A 15,520-nucleotide genomic window follows, 5' to 3' on the forward strand; every position below is an offset into this window, starting at 1 on the left:
TTAAACATATCACATTATGAAAAATCTATTTACCTATTTGGCAATTAGCTTTCTCTTTTTCAGCTGTAGTCTGATAGAAGAGTTTACCAATGATGATGAGGAGTTCGACGCGGATGCAGCCATCGTCTATTATGCACCGCAAGCTTTTGGATCAGCAGAATTGGCCCCTCTAGTAACTTTGAAAAACGATCAATTCCAAGCTACTGCTTTTGGTTACAATGGTTTCGGTTACCCAACCTCACCTGAAAAACTCTACCTATCAGATATGGAAACAGGAACTGAGTGGGTAGTTCTGCTCAACTCTTCCAAAGAAGCTGAATTTATGTACGGTATCAATTCTGCCACCCATGAAAGACTCCCTTACCTTTACCATTCAGAAAGTATTAATGAAAATATTTATTACCTAAGATTTTATCATTATGACTGGGAAAATCGGCTAGGCACCTTGCTTTATGAAGCAAGAATCGAAAACGAAAATATTGAAGTAATTTTTGACAATGAAATTTCTCCATCTGGCAGAATCAACCCAAATATATCCAAAACAAAAACCCTTGCCTTTCCGGCTCCAGTTCCTGGGTTATATCGTGGAAAACCCAAGAACAATAGTACCATGCATCAAAGGGTTTCTGTCACTTCAACTGATGATATTGATGACTTTTTTGACAGCCAGGTAAAAGATCTAATGGATGTACTTAAAGAAACCAAAACCAAACTAATCAATGCCCCTTGCAAAGTCAGCAAGGTATTGAATAAATCCGATAAAAACTTTGTTTGTAAACTTTCAAATAATTTAAATAAAATCACTGATGAAAAAGTTTTTGGAGACATCTATGAACTTACAGACCAAGAACAATATATTGGAGAAAGTGAATTTGAAGGAGAAAATGACATTTCTATTTCCTTATTTGACGATGTCGACTTTATAGATGACATTAAAGACCACATCAATGACATTCGAAATAAAATTTCTGAGAATGAATGGACAGGCTTGGATGATTGGTTAGATGATCTGAAGGAGATTGAAATAGTGGAAGAAGAAGACTTGGATGACTTATCCGATAGCAATGGCGTAATCCAAATAGGCTTAAGCTGGAATACAGAATCGGATATTGACCTACATGTCACCGACCCAAACGGTGAGATAATCTATTTTGAAAACCCAAGTTCAGCATCGGGAGGTTACCTAGACCGTGATGATGTAGATGGCTTTGGCCCCGAAAACATATATTGGACCAAAGACATCCTCGACGGAAACTATTCTATAAGTTTGGTTTATTATGATCCCACCGAAGACGCTCCTATCACAGACTGTGTCGTAAAGGTAATCAACGGCTTAGGTGTTGAAAAAAGCTTTAGGCTCAGTCTGGGCTATTTTGACCATCAAAAAGTGCATGTAGCCAATTTCCACAGACAGGGACATACCCTTACATTTGAATAAATCAATGGCCCCGGTATTAAACGCTAAAGTCTTGCCGGGGCCATTTAAAATATCAAGTCCATGAATAATATAAATTCGATATTTTAAGGTTAACTTATCTCTAATTCATAATCATTTTCTAAATTTTTAAGATTCAAGCTGCGCTGATCAATAATCTTACCTTCACTTGGTAAGCATTAAAAATAGAAACAGAAAGATGTGAATCACAAATGCTGTCCAATAGAACAAGCTATTTCTTGAAAACAGAAATTCCTTAAAGGCACCTTTTAAGGTTCTGGAAGTTCCCATATTAAATTCTGTACTCTGGCCCTCTGCCCGACGTAGGTCATCCTCATGGTACAACAACAGATTTTCTATCATCCATAATACCACCAGTACACAGGAAGCCTGCAACACATAATACGGATTAACGGTTATAGCCGCCATACAAAAAAAGATACCGACTAATACAATGGTAATGAATCGAGTTATAAGAGCATACTTAATTGTTCTTTCAAGTCTTTTGCGGGTTGATCTAGTTCTTCTGATACAAATTCATTTAGGGTCTGTAAATTTATTTTACTAAACATACAATTAAAGCGCTAGGCGTTAAAACAGGAAATGTTAAACAATACTCCGGTAATTTTACATTTTGTTTAACATTAATAGTTTTTATTTAATTGAATTTAATTTAGATCATAAAGCAAAGACATTTTATATACAATTTTAAACGTTTTGCGAAAAACATTTTTCACACCTTTAAACAAAAAATTATTTTGTTTAATATCCTCCTATAAATAGTATTTATACATCATACCTATTAAAATTATTTTCATTGGATACAATTATCCCATTTATAATACCAAACCTAAATTAAGCCGTATAGATTTAATCACAGTATAGTTGCCTCCCCCAAATTTATCGTGTTAAGCATAGCACCACCTGCTGGGAGGAAGAATAAGATTTTTAATGCCCTCTATACAATTTTCTTTAGAAGATCAATCGACCAAAATGGTAAAACATATAAAAATTCTATGTTCTTGAACGAATTTTTGTTAAAATTTCATCAATAGGTTAAATTATGGATATATAAACTACTATATCAATGTTTTTTCTATCATCATGAATCCTCGTAGACTATTTATTGAACACCTCTCCAAAGGAGCCCTAGGACTTTCCGTGATACCACTCACCCTTACAAGTGAAGCCAAGCACTTTCCTTACAAAGAGCACTTCTCGATTCAAGATGATGAACAATATTGGAAAATCTTACGTAGATCATTTCCTTTGAAGCACCATCGCATCTACTTTAACAATGGTACGTTTGGCCCCTCCCCAAAAGAGGTTGTACAACGCATCTCCAACACTTTACTCCAATCCAATGAAACGGGCAACTACGGGCACACCAATCATAGTAGGGAAATACTAGCGGATTTAGTAAAGGTCTCTCCCAAAGAAATCAGCCTAACCCACAATACCACTGAAGGCATTAATGTGGTTTGTTGGGGGCTACCCCTTAAAGCTGGTGATGAAGTGATCATCACTTATCAAGAGCATGTGGGCAATGCCCTTCCCTGGATCAACCGTGCCAAACTAGACGGTATTGTCCTTAAACCATTTGAACCCGGGAAAAGTGCTACAGAAAATATTGATAAAATCAAACAGCTTATTGGCCCAAAAACAAGGGTAATTGCCATTCCACATATCACCACGACTACTGGATTAGTCTTTCCCATAAAAGAAATCTCACAATTGGCTAAAAAGCATGATATCTACACCGCTATTGATGGGGCACATGGAGTGGGAACTTTTGACCTTGACCTGAAAGTGTTGGGCTGTGACTTTTATGCTACTTCTTGCCACAAATGGTTGCTTGGCCCCAATGGCACCGGATTTCTCTATATTAATGGGAACAGACTGGAAGAAGTTCAAGCATATCAGGTTGGTGCTTATTCTGATACCGGTTGGGACATGTATGCAAAACCACCCCAACTAAAGGGATATGTTCCAACCGCCCATCGCTTTGACTATGGCAGTCAGAGCGCACCACTTTATGAAGGGGCCGCCGCTGCTGCTGAATTCCACAAGAAAATCGGCCAACAGAAAATAGAAAAAAGAATTGGCTTCCTTTCCAATTACCTGTTCGAAGGTTTGCAGGAATCGGGAAGTAAAATACAACTCTTAACCCCTGAAGAAAAAATCTCAAGAATCAATATGGTTACCTTTAAACCTAAAAATCTTGACTACAAAATTTTCAACCAAAAAGCCATAGAAGCTGGCTTCCGTTTAAGAGTAGTCCCAGAAAGTGGCTTAGATGCCATTCGAGGTTCCACTCATATCTACAATTCTCCTGAGGAAATCGACAAGTTTTTAAAATTCGTTCGATCAGTTACCTAAACAATATCACCCATAGCCTATTTTAATTTACCCTAACACAATTGAGTGACTTAGGTTGGTGATTTATCTGAGAGCTTAGCAGTGAGGTATTTTGTAATTCAGGAAAGTGCAAAGAGCGACATAGAGTGAGTATTCAATTTAACAATTATATGAGATGGGCAAGTATTGTCCACAGTTGAATAGGATATACACGGAAGGAAGGTGCTGGAAGTAGGAAGTGGGTAAGAATGAAAGATAGAAGGACGAAGACTCACTGTGGCGCAAAGGGTAAGAAATTTAAATCTGCTTTGAGGCATTTCAAATACCTTTTAATTGTGAGCCTAAGTTGCAAATACAGCCTAGCAAAGGACAAAAAAGGTGTAGATGCAATCTACACCAAGACTAAGCGAAGCTTTCTTACAGCACAGCTGCTTCGACAAAATTTTCTTCTTTCTGTTTTTGACTTTGCTGAAAGAGCAGGTAAATGCAGGCGATATCAAATGCAGCGCCTGTCAATACACCAATCAAGACCAAAATCACAGTGATAAATATAAGGGCATTGACCAGTCCCAAAGCTCCTACCACTAAGTAGGGTTGTCCCAGTTGTTTTTTGGACATGATCAGGCCCAATGAAAATGGAATCAGAGAAATACCAAATGCCACCACCTCAAACACACCTATCCAAATGTCTTCTGAGGCCACCACTTTCCCATAATAAATATCCACTCCAATCATTACCGCATTCACCAAGATCAAAAACACTGCTCCCAACTGCAATACTTGGTTCCCGGCACGTTTCCCTAACAGCCAAAAACCATAGGCAAACCCTGCATAAGTAATTAGCACCGCCACCTTCAGCGTGACAAAATATTCAGGCTGTTGTACTTCCTCCCCTGACATCATGGCCATATTCCAAAATATCTCAAAGGAGGACAATATAAAATAAGCTATGCCTGCCAGGCCAGTCCACCATAGCTGCCTTTTATCTTGGTAAGAGAACAAGGGCGGGATACTGCTATCCTTCTTTTCCTCTGTTTCGATCGACATCGGGATTTCCAGTACTTCCATGATCGTCCTCACTGTATATGCTCGTGGTGTCACTTCTCCTGCCTCTATACGCTGAATGGTACGGACGTTGATGTTACACCGCTCTACAAGTTCTTCCTGGGTCATTCCCTTTGACAAGCGCCTTTGCTGTATGACCTTGCCTAGTTCAGGTTGCTTCATTGTTATTAGTTGTTGGTTGACCATTGCAAATTGAGATTTTTAATTATACCATTGGCCGAAAAATGAGCGGATTTCACCCGACATTGACCCGACATATGCCATTTAAGCTGTTTTCAAAGGGTTTTAAACTATCTCAGCAGATACATTTTTCCATAGCCTTTTTTGAAGGCTTTGTCACCAGCAGTGGCACGGTGCTCCACAAACTGCCCATCCTTACGGATCAAAACGCGGTAGATATAAACTCCATTAGCCAGTTGGTCGCCAAATTCATCTTTGCCATCCCAGGCATATTCCGAAATGTTGTGACCAATCTTGATCGGTCCCAGCTCATCCTGCAAAATTTCACGTACCACTTTTCCAGTGACGGTCATGATCTGCACTTTGACTTGATCTGGTGGCTCCATGCCTGTTACGGTAAACACAAACCTTACACTTGTACTGAACGGGTTGGGATAAGGATAAAAATGGGTAATCGTAGACTCATTGATCACCTCAAAGCTTACCTCATAAGGCTTTTCACCCGCCTGATTCCCTGACGCATCACTGGCATTGATGCGCAAGGTATAAATGCCATCTTCCAATGGGCCGGGCAAATATTCAAGTTTAAAGTCGGAGTTCTCTGCGGCTTCAAACCACTTTAATGCAGGATTGCTGAATGAAACCCTTTGGAAAGTACAGCCTTCACAGTCTCTCTTGAGATAAACCTCCACGCCAGTAGTGTCTTTTTTCAACAAAGCTTCATTTTCATCCTTCAACAAAGCAGTGACCAGTACATTGGGGGATACAATGTCTCCGTCCATAATGTATGTCCCATCAAAATTGACATCCAAAACTGGATTCTGGTCATCCGCTAAAACGGTAATATAATTGGCCAAGTCCAGCACATTATTTTTATAAGACTGCTCCAAAAACTCCCTTGGGTTGGCAATGACGTTTAAGGAATTTTTTCCGGCCTTTCCCAATGAGTTGAAATCAATGTCAAAAGCATGGCTTTCTCCTGCTTTGATCGGTGGAATTTTAATGCTGTAATTTTCTAGGGTGTTATTGGTTTTGTTCTGCAAGCTCCACTGCACTGTCAAAGAATCTGTAAAATTGTAATTGGAAATATTCACAAATTCAAATTGAACATTGGCATCCTCCCCTTCCTGTAGATTGAGGGCTTCCTCCTTGGACTTTAAAACCAGCACACCTTCCGGCACACCGGTATAGTTCACTTGCCACTGCTGTAGTTGTTCGGGGAACCTTGATGCTGAATTTTCGAGCCTGTACCTAAGTCGTAAGTAAGGGTAGGTAATGGCATTGATCTCATCCAATCTGATTTCCCCATCAACCACATTTTCAAACAGAATCGTTTCAGCCCCCTCTTTGGTTACCCCAATTACATCAAAAGCAAAGATTTCACTATCCGCTTCCTCAATGGTTTTTGTTTGGTTGAAGAAGGCTGCCCAAGCTGATGCTGGCCCAACCCTATCGGTGGAAACCGTCCCGGCATCATAGAAACCTTCCAATGTGGTATTAAAAGTGATGACTTGTTCAGTGGTTGGTATTTCGGAATTCTTGTCAGCCACTATTTCCTTGGCTTCTCCGGGTCGCATACCTTTTCTGCCCAGAAGTATATAAGGCTCGCCATTCCTCATATTCCGTAAGGTTGCCTCATTGGCTCCTATTTCCTTCATTTTTAGGAAAGCTTCGTCTGGCCAGTCTTCAAAAGTCACCGCTCCCACTGAGAAAATCACCACATAATCCCCTTCCTTCAATCCATCGATATAATCCAACAGCATGGTCTGCCCATCACCAGTAATCCAGCTGTTCCTTATATTCTGAATGATCTGCGGGGTTTTTCCACAGCTTTTTCCATCCAACACATCAAAATTTGTCAAAGGAACCACCAGATAAGGAGCTAAACTCCTTTGGTCAAAAGCCATCAGGCCAAAAGAGCCATTGGTACATCTTCGCTGGAAAAGGTCCTGATTATAGGAAGAACCATCCAACTGAATCTGTACCTGTCCATAGGTAAGTCCCTCCGCTTGCGATCCAAAAGTATATACATCCAAATTGAGTTGGGTGCCCTGGTATTTCCATTGCTTAGCAGGTTGGTCAATTTCCATGTTTTGGATATGGTTTTCTCCCAGCTGGGTAAACTGTCTTTGGATCCACCCTTCCGGGCCATTAGGAATATAGGTAAAACTACTCCTAGCCCACTCCTTGCTTTCACCTTCCTTTTGCTGCAAGAACCTGGTTCTCCAATAAAAGGTCACTGAATCAGTGCCGTTGACTTTATCGGCGATACTCTGTTTCCACTTGGCAATGTTACGGGTTGTCACACGGGATTCTTTTCGCCAAGCGCTACTGAAATCAGGGGAAGTATCCAATTGAAAAACAATCGTCCTGTCTTCTGTGGATTTGCCAGGAATCTGAGCGATCATCTCCACTTCCAATCTTTGCTCAATGGCATAATTGAGCGGGCTGAGGTTTTGGGTGCCGCTGGATTCGATAAACTTGTTCACCACAATTGTATTATTGGCATAGGTCAACTCTGGCACCTCCCTAGTGGTATTAATAGTAATGGTAAATACATTATCCCCGGCAGCTACTATTCCCACGTTGGGCACCGAAAAATGAATGGTGTCACGGTAAAAGACAGGAGTCAAGTCTTCAGTTTCAAACGGAATGACAGTGCCATCTGGCAAAGTTCTGCTGACTTTAAAATCAATGGTATCGAGGTTGACACGCCCCAAGTTTCTCACCACAAACGCCATATCAATGGTGTCAGTCAGTGAGTTGATATTCTCTCCATTCAAATCTGTAAAAGCAACCTCCTCTGTACTCAATGCATAATCAGCCTCTTTGGCTGGAAAGATCCTTACTGCCGGGTCTCCCAACATGACCATTTGGTTAACGTGAGACTGGTTGATCTCTGATGTTCCGTACCTATTGTAAAAATATTTTTCGGCTTCTATTTTCACCTTACCGATAGGGCGGTAGATCAAAGAGGAATCTGCAAAGGATTTAGTATAGAAAGATTCAGAATATCTTCTCAAATACACATCTACCCCGATACTGGCATGGGCCAGGAAATTAGAGGCACCCCTGTCCGGTGTCAGGATCCAATCCTCCCCAAAGGTATAGGCCGTCCCAAAAGCATTTCCAGCATCACAGCCATTCAAAAGTAAAAAGGGGTATTTGCCCTTATTGTCATAGCCTAGCTCGTCTTGGCTCACAAAGCCAATGTCAATATCCGTCGTCGATGTCGCTGCATGCCCAAAGAAAGTAATCATGCTGACCCCTTCATTGACTTTGTCCGAAATATTGATCAGCTCCACTGGTTCATTGGACCGCTTTCTAAATGTGGTTACATCCGCTCCATAATAAATGTTCTCAGCGATATTCTCAAAACCTTTGACGAAGTTATAATACCGCTCCAACTCAAAAGCAGAAAGCCCTCCACTCAAATGGGCCATATCTTTTTGCCAGGGTGCTGAAGCACCAAGGGCCTCTTTCTCTTTTATTTTATTGAGGTAATCATTTACCTGCTCAGGCGTCCGCACAGGAATCCTACCAATAGCAATATCCTTGCGCATAGGGTCATTCTCATCAAAGCCGACTGCAAAAAGGTTGTCATTATAAGGATAGCCATATGTGGGCACCAAGTCTTGTATGCTGAATAAGTCAGGTCGATCTCTGTAAAAATAGGTCACTCCTCCCGAATTAGTGGAATTGTACATTCCAAAAGCCCTGCCCATCAGTAAAAGGTACTCGGGAGCAAACTTGCTGGAATATTGCCTCAAAAACTCCTTCACAGCTAAGGGCGATTTTTCCCCATAATTGAACTGGTTGTACAGTTCATTGGCCGTGACGATCAGGGTGTCGTAGCCTCCCCCTGCCGGGCTGTGTCGGTAACCGGCATAGGCCGCCACGGGATCGGTATTCACTGAAGTGGCTTGCCTTAGACTTTTATGAGTTAAGATGATATAATTGGCAGATCGGTTCATCAGGTTTCTGAATTTGACCCGCTCCAAAACATTTGGCTCGATGATCGCACTTCTCTGCTGAACCAAAATTTCACTTTCCCTTGCCGCTGTTCCGGCTGAAATGGTCAGGTTTCCTGACTCCTTCTGGGCAATTAACCTTAAGGGATTATAAACATCAGACACCTCATATGCCAAATATTCTGCCTGCATGTTTCCAAAAGTAATATTCTGTTCACCAGCTTCTATCTTAAACTTATTGGAGGCAAACTCTCCTTCTTGTTTGAGGGCCTTATAAGTTAAAGTAGCAAAGCTGATGGACACATTATCGCTGCTCCCCTCTGTACTGACGGGTTTGGCCTGAACCACAAAACGTCCATCAGTGCCCACATCACTTGCTTGCAAGGAAGCCTGAATGGCCCTGTATTCAAACCCTAGAAAATTTTCTGTTTGTAAAAGCCTTAATTGGTCACTATTCGGCCCGACGTAAACTTCCACTCTGTGAGGTGCATCAGAACGGCCCACAAGCCCCATTTCCAAGGAGGCTTCAAAGTCTGACGCTATTGTCCCCAGCTCTCTAAAGACCACCTCTTCAAAGTTCCCTCTGGTGATGGCCCTTCCTGTCCAGCCTTGTCCCACATCATATTTCCCCAGCCTTACCCCAAGAGAGTACGTTTGGCCCAAAGCATATTGATCAGCAAAAACCTGACTGACCTTTTTAGTATATTCGTTAGTTTCAGGAATAGAAGGGTCAACATTTCTGCTTCCCATTCTCTTTCCAAAAGTACCTGGTGTCACTGTCAAAAAGAAAGCGGTGGCATCGCTGTGGTTATTGTACTTTGGGTTGGCCATGTTGTCCGGGTCAGGATACAGCTTAATGTCCGAACTGCCATCGTTGCGTTCCCCTATAAACTGGATGTAATCTGCCTGATCAAATCTTCCGTCCTGCTCCCCTGCAATATAAATGGCTACTTCCTGTCCCCTATGATATATCCGTATGGTTCTCGGATCGACACCATTTAGGTTCATTCCAGAAGCTGAAAGGGTCGTATAGCTTATATGATAAATGCCATCTGTGGATGTTGGAATCTTATAATAGGTAAGGGCATGATTGATCCATTCGCTTTGTCCCTTGCCGGGGTGTAAAAAGGCAATCACCAATAAGAAAAGTAGTATAAGTTTCTTCATGCCATCCTTAGTTTTGCCCCCAACCCTTGTGTAATCTAAAACCTTCCGCTAAAGGCTCAAGGCTGACCTTTAGGCTAAAAACATGCGAATAGGGAGTTTCTGAAACACCACCTATATCTATCAACGCGTAGTCTATATAAGCTTTTTCATTGAGAAATACCCCCAATCCAAAACTTGGCTTTAAAGCCAAAGATTTTTGGCCGTCAAAATCTTTGATGTATTGGAAGTTGCTGACCCCTCCCCTAAGATAGGCCACATTTTTATACCCAAACTCCAAACCCAACCTAGGGTCGATGCTCATGACGCTGGTACTGATCAAGGTATTTCGTTCTCCATCAAAGGTCATATCCAAATCCAGCACTGCTTCGGCGGTCAGTAATTCCTGAATATTGACCGATCGGGAAATGCTAAAAACAGCTCTTGGCAGGGTCAGTTCCACAGTATTCAAGGGCACTTCGTTATTGGTTTCTGCATAGATCTCCCTGACCATTTCTGCATTATGGGACCAAGCATTAAAGGTGGTGGTGATATCCCTTAGCATCACCCCTACCCTCCACTCATCCAACAGCAGTATTCCTCCCAGATCAAAACCGAAGCCCCAAGCCTTAGCAAATTTCCCTACGTTTCTATGAATAATCTTGGTATTGATTCCCGCTTTGAAAACATCACTGACATCCCGGGCATATGTTAAAAGCAAGGCATAATCCGCTGCATTAAAAAACTGAATATTGTCATAATTGACCGCACCATTGGCGTCATACAAAAAACGGGTATCCGGAATGTCATCCACTCCGAAGCGGATCAAGGAAATTGCTATTTGATTGTCTTGTTCTATGTTGGTGGAAAACCCTGCATAATCATACTTGGCTATACCTGCAAAGTACTCCGCATGCATCAATGAAAATTCATATTGGTGTTTGATCCCCAATAAAGCCGCCGGATTCCAATAAGCCGCTGTTACATCATTTGTACTGGAGACCTGTGCACCTCCCATGCCTAAAGCCCTAGCTCCTACCCCTATATTCATAAACTCGTTAGAGTACTTGGGAGCAATTCCTTGTGCCATACCCTTCCCAAACACCAAAAGAAATATGAGTCCCAAAAAATACCGATAAAGACCTTTTTTTCTGTTCTTTTCCACCTGTGCAAAGTAAAAAATAAATTATAATAAACGAATACCGAACAATTAAATTATACCTTACATTACTTTTTCGACACTGTTCATAACCGTACAAATCATGTTCATTCGATATACACTTTTAATCTATTTTGACTAAGGGTCACTTATTTTTAAAAAAATATTATACATTTTTTCACTAGGTTCAAGCGCACACAAAAACGACACAAACCACTACTTAACAACAACTTACAACACAAACACTATATAAGAAGTATCCTTCCCTTACAAGGAAATAGGTATAACAAGGTAGCTTTTTTAACTTTGGTATTATTTTTCGGTATAGGATTAGTGAAGTTAAACAGATCATGCACGGGCATGAGTAAAGCAATGATGAAACCTTAATCACTCTAGATTCATCTTCACTAAAATTAAATTAGATGAAAGCATCAAACACACAGGTACAAATGCGAAAAGGAATCCTGGAATTCTGCATTTTGCACATCATAGCGAGAGGGGAAGTATATGCCTCCGATATGATCGAAGAGCTCACAGAAGCTAAGCTGATTGTGGTGGAAGGCACCTTGTACCCTTTGCTAAACCGGCTAAAAACTGCCGCCTTAGTATCCTATAAATGGGTCGAATCCGAATCCGGTCCGCCAAGAAAGTACTATTCCATCACCCAAGAAGGAAGTGAATTCCTAAACAAGCTGAACGGGACATGGGACGACTTGGTCAAATCCACCACATTAATCACTTCCAAAAAATAAGATCATGAAAAAAACTATCAGCATAAATATCAGCGGTATCCTTTTTCATATCGAGGAGGATGGCTACGATAACTTGAAGAAATACCTGGAGGCTATCAACAAGCACTTCTCGCATTATGAGGACAACCAGGAGATCATCAAAGACATTGAAAATAGGATTGCGGAGATATTCCTTAGCAACCTAAAAAACAATAAGCAGGTTATTTCTGCGGAAAACGTGGATAAACTTATTGAAAAGATGGGTACCATTGCCGATTTCAAGGCAGTAGAAGAAGAGAAAGAGCCTGACGCTAAACTGCACCATGAAGAGGAAAACGAAAATGGGGACAGTGAATTCTATAAATACATTACCCCTCCAAACCAAGAAGCTGGCAAAGGCTATAAAAAGCTTACCCGCCTGGAGAGAAGCAAAATCCTTGGCGGTGTCTGTGCCGGTCTGGCCCATTACTTGGCCATCGACCCTTTGTGGACCCGACTGGTAGCGATTCTTCTTCTTTTCAGCGGGGAATTTTCACTTAGGAACTTTGATTTCTTCCCATGGGACTGGAATATTTCCTTGTCCTTAGGCTGGTGGGCCGTGCTTGCCTACATCGTGTTGTGGGTGATTCTTCCGGTATCCTATGATGAGCCTGAAGACAAGCAAATCAAAAAGCTATACCGAAACCCTGATGACAGGGTAATCGGCGGCGTATCCAGTGGCTTAGCCGCCTATTTCAATATAGAAGTGCTTTGGGCCAGACTAGCATTCGTCGGATTGATCTTTGCGGGTGGGGCAGGCTTTGTGATTTACCTGATCCTCTGGATCATCACACCACTGGCCAAGTCCATTACCGAGCGAATCAAAATGAAAGGTGGAGAAATCACCTTGAGCAATATCGAAAGTACCATTATTGAAAACCGCCAGATTCCTGAAATGCCCCAACCCAAGCAGCATCAAAAGGCTTGGTTGGCTCCCTTCAGATTTCTTGGAAATATCATTAATGAGCTGGGAAAGGCCTTAGGCCCACTCGGAAAGTTCATCATTGATGTTATTAGGGTGGCATTTGGACTGATCATATTCTTTATCGGATTGGTCATCACCTTGACACCACTTGCTTTCCTAGGGGCCTATTTCGAATTCTTTACCAATGATAGTTTCAAGTACATGATCGATAATATCCCTGTGGAAATGTTATCCGAGCTACTTCCTGTGTGGCTGGCCCTTGCAGCGAGTGTTACAGTGCTGATTCCGGGAATTGTGATCACCCTATTGGGTATCAGTGTGCTGATCAGAAGAAGCCTGATTGACTCGAGGTTTGGCTTGGTAACTTTCGGGATTTGGTTGCTCAGCATCATGGTTTGTGCGTTCCAGATTCCTAAGACCATTGCCCAATTCAAGAATGAAGGCACTTATACCAAAGAATCTGTCATTGATATACCTGAGAGTATTGTAGTGATAGAAGCCTCAAAAAGAGAAAGTGAATTCAATGAACTAGGTTTAGTACATGTGGAGCTCAAAGGTACGGAAGACAGCACGCTGATGCTGGAACAGAAATTCCAATCCCAAGGTAGAAGCCTGGATGATGCAGTCAACAATGCCAAATCCATCCAATACGAATACATGGTAGCGGATTCTGTCATCTCCTTCAATAGGTCTTTGGAGTTCTCATCCATGGCCAAATTCAGGGGGCAAAACTTAAGACAGACTTTATATATACCTTATAACAAGCCCTTCGTGATGGATAAGTCCTTACTCTCCATCATCAGAAACACCATTTACTCCAATGGCTATAAGTTGAAAGATGTTACCTCCAATAACTATTGGGTGTTCAATGAAGACGGCTTGCTATGCTTGACCTGTAGCAGCGAGCATAAAACTAGTGAGGCTGACAGCCTCTCCAGGGTCCAGTTTAAGGACCAAATGTTCATGAAAGAATAGACTTAAATATGCGTTAATTTGATTTTAGAAAAGCAAGGGTGCCTCATCCTTGCTTTTTCTTTTTTAGCCACTTTTTGATTATCTTTTTACGAACAATAAACCATTATGGACATCAGGGTTAAATTTTTGGGCGGTGCGCAATCTGTCACCGGATCCCGGTATCTTCTTGAAATCGACACCACGAAGATACTTGTGGATTGCGGCCTATTTCAGGGAATCAAAGAACTCCGAAAGCGCAATTGGGACAGTTTCCCAATCGACCCAGCCGAAATAGAAATGGTCTTGCTTACCCATGCCCATATTGATCATTCTGGTTACTTGCCTAAACTGGTCAAAGAAGGCTTTAGGGGCCAGATTATCCTGACAGAGCCTAGCCTTGATCTGGTAAAAATACTATTGACTGATGCAGGAAAGCTCCAAGAAGAAGAAGCGGATTATGCTCAAAGGAAAGGGTACTCCAGCCATGAAAAACCTGAACCACTGTACACCAAAGAAGATGCAGAAACTGTGTTTGACCTGCTTCACCCTATCCAATTTGATGAGGAAGTCAGTCTAACCGATCGTATCACACTCACCGCTTATAATGCCGGGCATATCTTAGGAGCTTCTATTTTGAAGTTGCGTGTCAGGGGGGAGCATCAAACAAAAACCATTGTTTTCTCTGGGGATCTTGGAAGGTATAATGACCCCATCTTGAACCCTCCTATTGGCTTACCCAAAGCCGATATCTTGTTTATAGAATCTACTTATGGCGACAGGCTCCATGAAACAAATGCTCCAGAAGAATTACTTGCCAAAGCCATCAATGACACTTACCAAAAAGGTGGTGTGGCTGTCATCCCTTCTTTTGCTGTCGGCCGTACCCAGCTGATCCTTTACTACCTTTTCAAGTTGCAGCAAAAAGGTAAAATTCCACAGATTCCCATTTATGTGGACAGCCCAATGGCCATCGATGTGACCAAACTGTATAAAGACTATCTGAAGTATCACCGCTTAGGGCCATCATTGCAGGAAGAACATGCCAATCCTTTTGCCCATAAAAATCTGCATTACTATCAAAGCCAAGAGTCCTCCATGTCCCTAAACAACCTCCGAGGTGATGCAATTATTATCTCCGCCAGTGGTATGGCTACGGGCGGCAGGATTTTACATCACCTTTACAACCGCCTTCCCCATGAACAGGACAGTATCATATTCGTAGGTTACCAGGCAGAAGGTACACGAGGAAGAAAGATTCTGGATGGGGAAAAATATTCCAGAATGTATGGCCTGGACATAGAAGTCAAAGCTGACATTTATTATATCAATGGACTTAGTGCCCATGCCGATCAAAACGAATTGATCAAGTGGGCAGACGGCATTGCAGACAAGCCCAAAATGACCTTTGTCGTACATGGAGAAATAGAAGCAGCAACCGTGTTTGCGCGTAAGCTTGAGGAACTTTTCGACTGGAATACCATGGTCCCCAATTACCTTGAATCAGTAGAAATTTTTCAGGGGATTTGATTGGCACAAAATGTGATGGATCGAAAGTGACTT

9 protein-coding genes are annotated in these 15,520 nt (G+C 41.8%); 5 read left to right on the top strand and 4 right to left on the bottom strand.

All coding sequences use genetic code 11. The features are described 5' to 3' along the window. The first annotated feature begins 16 nt into the window (after positions 1-16). On the top strand, positions 17-1,438 hold the full coding sequence (locus tag JL001_RS01710; RefSeq protein WP_200974398.1) for a YfaP family protein: 1,422 nt from the start codon (positions 17-19) through the stop codon (positions 1,436-1,438). A 162-nt stretch (positions 1,439-1,600) separates the two neighbouring features. Here the strand turns inward: JL001_RS01710 and JL001_RS01715 are convergent, their stop codons facing one another. Next, entirely contained in the window at positions 1,601-1,864 is a 264-nt protein-coding gene (locus tag JL001_RS01715) for a hypothetical protein (protein ID WP_200974399.1), read from the bottom strand. 675 nt (positions 1,865-2,539) lie between these two features. Between JL001_RS01715 and JL001_RS01720 the strand changes: the two genes are divergently transcribed. Next, positions 2,540-3,814, top strand: a complete 1,275-nt coding sequence (locus JL001_RS01720) for an aminotransferase class V-fold PLP-dependent enzyme (RefSeq protein WP_200974400.1) — start codon at positions 2,540-2,542, stop codon at positions 3,812-3,814. Between the two features lie 396 nt (positions 3,815-4,210). Here JL001_RS01720 and JL001_RS01725 read toward each other — a convergent pair whose 3' ends face one another. The 3 genes from JL001_RS01725 to JL001_RS01735 form a co-directional block, all read right to left on the bottom strand. After that, positions 4,211-5,020: a helix-turn-helix domain-containing protein gene (locus tag JL001_RS01725; RefSeq protein ID WP_236252671.1), complete on the bottom strand. Its 810-nt coding sequence runs from the start codon at positions 5,018-5,020 to the stop codon at positions 4,211-4,213. Positions 5,021-5,148: 128 nt separating this feature from the next. Then, positions 5,149-10,176, bottom strand: coding sequence for a C25 family cysteine peptidase (locus tag JL001_RS01730; RefSeq protein WP_200974402.1), 5,028 nt, complete (start codon positions 10,174-10,176; stop codon positions 5,149-5,151). Between the two features lie 7 nt (positions 10,177-10,183). After that, the gene (locus JL001_RS01735; protein WP_200980274.1) at positions 10,184-11,242 is read right to left on the bottom strand and encodes a PorV/PorQ family protein; all 1,059 of its coding nucleotides are present in this window, start codon (positions 11,240-11,242) and stop codon (positions 10,184-10,186) included. A gap of 491 nt (positions 11,243-11,733) precedes the next feature. Between JL001_RS01735 and JL001_RS01740 the strand changes: the two genes are divergently transcribed. From JL001_RS01740 to JL001_RS01750, 3 genes are all read left to right on the top strand, one after another. Further along, positions 11,734-12,063 (top strand): PadR family transcriptional regulator, encoded by a 330-nt coding sequence (locus JL001_RS01740; RefSeq protein WP_192009010.1) that lies wholly within the window; start codon positions 11,734-11,736, stop codon positions 12,061-12,063. Between the two features lie 4 nt (positions 12,064-12,067). Continuing rightward, entirely contained in the window at positions 12,068-13,981 is a 1,914-nt protein-coding gene (locus tag JL001_RS01745; RefSeq protein WP_200974403.1) for a PspC domain-containing protein, read from the top strand. A gap of 105 nt (positions 13,982-14,086) precedes the next feature. After that, complete coding sequence (locus JL001_RS01750; protein WP_200974404.1) at positions 14,087-15,487, top strand: MBL fold metallo-hydrolase RNA specificity domain-containing protein; 1,401 nt, start codon at positions 14,087-14,089, stop codon at positions 15,485-15,487. Positions 15,488-15,520 lie beyond the last annotated feature (33 nt).

The sequence above is a fragment of the Echinicola sp. 20G genome (assembly GCF_015533855.1).
Lineage (GTDB): Bacteria > Bacteroidota > Bacteroidia > Cytophagales > Cyclobacteriaceae > Echinicola.

Bases quoted from the DNA above. Each gene is read 5' to 3' on its own strand.
- JL001_RS01715 (WP_200974399.1), bottom strand. From the start codon at position 1,864: ATGGCGGCTATAACCGTTAATCCGTATTATGTGTTGCAGGCTTCCTGT.
- JL001_RS01730 (WP_200974402.1), bottom strand. From the start codon at position 10,176: ATGAAGAAACTTATACTACTTTTCTTATTGGTGATTGCCTTTTTACAC.
- JL001_RS01735 (WP_200980274.1), bottom strand. From the start codon at position 11,242: ATGGCACAAGGAATTGCTCCCAAGTACTCTAACGAGTTTATGAATATA.
- JL001_RS01750 (WP_200974404.1), top strand. From the start codon at position 14,087: ATGGACATCAGGGTTAAATTTTTGGGCGGTGCGCAATCTGTCACCGGA.
- JL001_RS01720 (WP_200974400.1), top strand. From the start codon at position 2,540: ATGAATCCTCGTAGACTATTTATTGAACACCTCTCCAAAGGAGCCCTA.
- JL001_RS01740 (WP_192009010.1), top strand. From the start codon at position 11,734: ATGAAAGCATCAAACACACAGGTACAAATGCGAAAAGGAATCCTGGAA.
- JL001_RS01710 (WP_200974398.1), top strand. From the start codon at position 17: ATGAAAAATCTATTTACCTATTTGGCAATTAGCTTTCTCTTTTTCAGC.
- JL001_RS01745 (WP_200974403.1), top strand. From the start codon at position 12,068: ATGAAAAAAACTATCAGCATAAATATCAGCGGTATCCTTTTTCATATC.
- JL001_RS01725 (WP_236252671.1), bottom strand. From the start codon at position 5,020: ATGAAGCAACCTGAACTAGGCAAGGTCATACAGCAAAGGCGCTTGTCA.